We start from the raw sequence: 1682 nt of genomic DNA on the forward strand, positions 1-1682 counted from the left end.
GCGACCTCCAGCTCTCTATCGCTAAACATGCCATAGGCAGTAATAATATTTGCCGGGCGCGGTATTTCACTGTCAACGCATTGCAACGTTGAAAAGAACCGGCAGGGCCGCGCATAACACAGCGTCCCACACAAGTCGCCCTTCTTATCATCATGAGGAATATAATCAAAAACATAAGGCTGCATTCTTTTGTTAATCCCAAACGGCGGCAGGACTAACAACGAAATGTTTTCACCCTGACTATAGAGACGTTGTTCTTCCTCCCACATCACGGAGGCATACAGTGCAATAGGGTGGTATATCGCAGTCCGAACAGCCTGAAATCACAAAATCATCCGACAGGGCCAGCAACTCTCGCATTGCCGGATTCACGTAACGATATCGCGCCCCGCTATCTTTAATGCCACAGAGCGCACTGTTTTTTTCAAAGGTATTAAGAAGGCTTTTCATAGAAATCCCCACTATCGGGGCGCTTACGTTTATCTATAGGTTGGTACTCGTCTAAATTTTTTTTCTGTTTTAAGAATCTATAGTGATATTGCATCTATCTCTGAGAGTGCATCTAGCCCTCGCTTGTGAATTGCATTGATGTGTGGATAAGTACCGTGCTCAGGTGGGTGTATTGGGCAAATGCGGGAATTTTTAGCGGGAATGGCGATTTTTGCTATGGGGTTTGCTCAGAAAACGACCGTGGCGGAATTCAGGACGAGCGAAGCCCTGCGCCGTCAAGCGCATAGATTCACTTAAGGGATGTCGGGTTAGCCGGTGCCAGGCGGCGCGGTCGCCAGCTTGCACATGGAGTGGTAACGCTGCGTGACCATTCGGTTCAGTTCAACATGCCCCATTGCCCCAAGCTCTTCCTTGCTGTAGAGCTTCACCAGGTCGTTGAGGATATGCTTCCGTGCCTGTTGCTCATCCATCGCCTCCAGCTTGCGTGCGTGGCGGCGCTGCTTACTCCGCGCCAGCTTTTTGGTGCGATAGTCAAAGGCGCGCCGGATATGCTCCGTCTTGGCCCGGCGGCGGGCTTCGGTCAGCGTAATCGGCCCTTCCCCCGCGTCCCGTAGCTTCTGGTTCTCCCAGGAAAGCTGCTGCTGCTGGGCAGACAGATATTTACCGTACTCGTAGCCAATCAGCACAAAGAACAACTCGGTGACCCAGATGATATTGGGAATATAGGAGGCGGTGGTATCGTCCCATATCCGGTCGCAGAGCACCGCGCCGATAGCCTCAAGATGTTCATTGATAGCACGGCTGGCCCGGCTGTAGCAGGGTTTACCTGCCGCATTGTAGGTCGTCAGACCGCACGCATCGGAAATCTGCGCCAGCGACATATACACCTTGCCGGTCACGATATTCACATGCGCCGCCAGACACTCCATGATGGCGTCAACAGCACGGGCACGGTGCAGATTCATCGCCCGTTCATTGCCTAGCAGTTCATGCGTCATAGCATGATAACGGGGCGCAGTACGCCAGAGCGGATGCTGTGAAGGGGCATTGTCCCGCGCCGCCTTACGCATCGCGTCAATAATACGCGGCGGCTTTACGTCCTCTTTGGGCGGCCGATAGCACGGATGGGGGTTTTTTACATAGCTGCGTGACGAAAACGCCAGTGGTGTCGCCTGAAAAAAAACGGAGAGGTTTTGCTTATCCACCACTCCCTGCACTTATGGCAGAGCGGA

The 1682-nt window shown here is 53.0% G+C and carries 1 protein-coding gene and 1 pseudogene; both read right to left on the bottom strand.

Annotated features, from left to right (window positions below):
- A pseudogene (locus tag ACMX3H_RS20145) lies at positions 1 to 269 on the bottom strand (hypothetical protein); the annotation flags it as partial.
- Positions 270 to 758: 489 nt separating this feature from the next.
- A complete protein-coding gene (gene repA / locus ACMX3H_RS20150) occupies positions 759 to 1655 on the bottom strand; it encodes a plasmid replication initiator RepA (protein ID WP_415211958.1) in 897 nt (298 codons plus the stop codon).
- Between the last annotated feature and the right edge of the window lie 27 nt (positions 1656 to 1682).

This window comes from Sodalis sp. (in: enterobacteria) (assembly GCF_047607725.1).
Classification (GTDB): domain Bacteria; phylum Pseudomonadota; class Gammaproteobacteria; order Enterobacterales; family Enterobacteriaceae; genus JBLKSS01.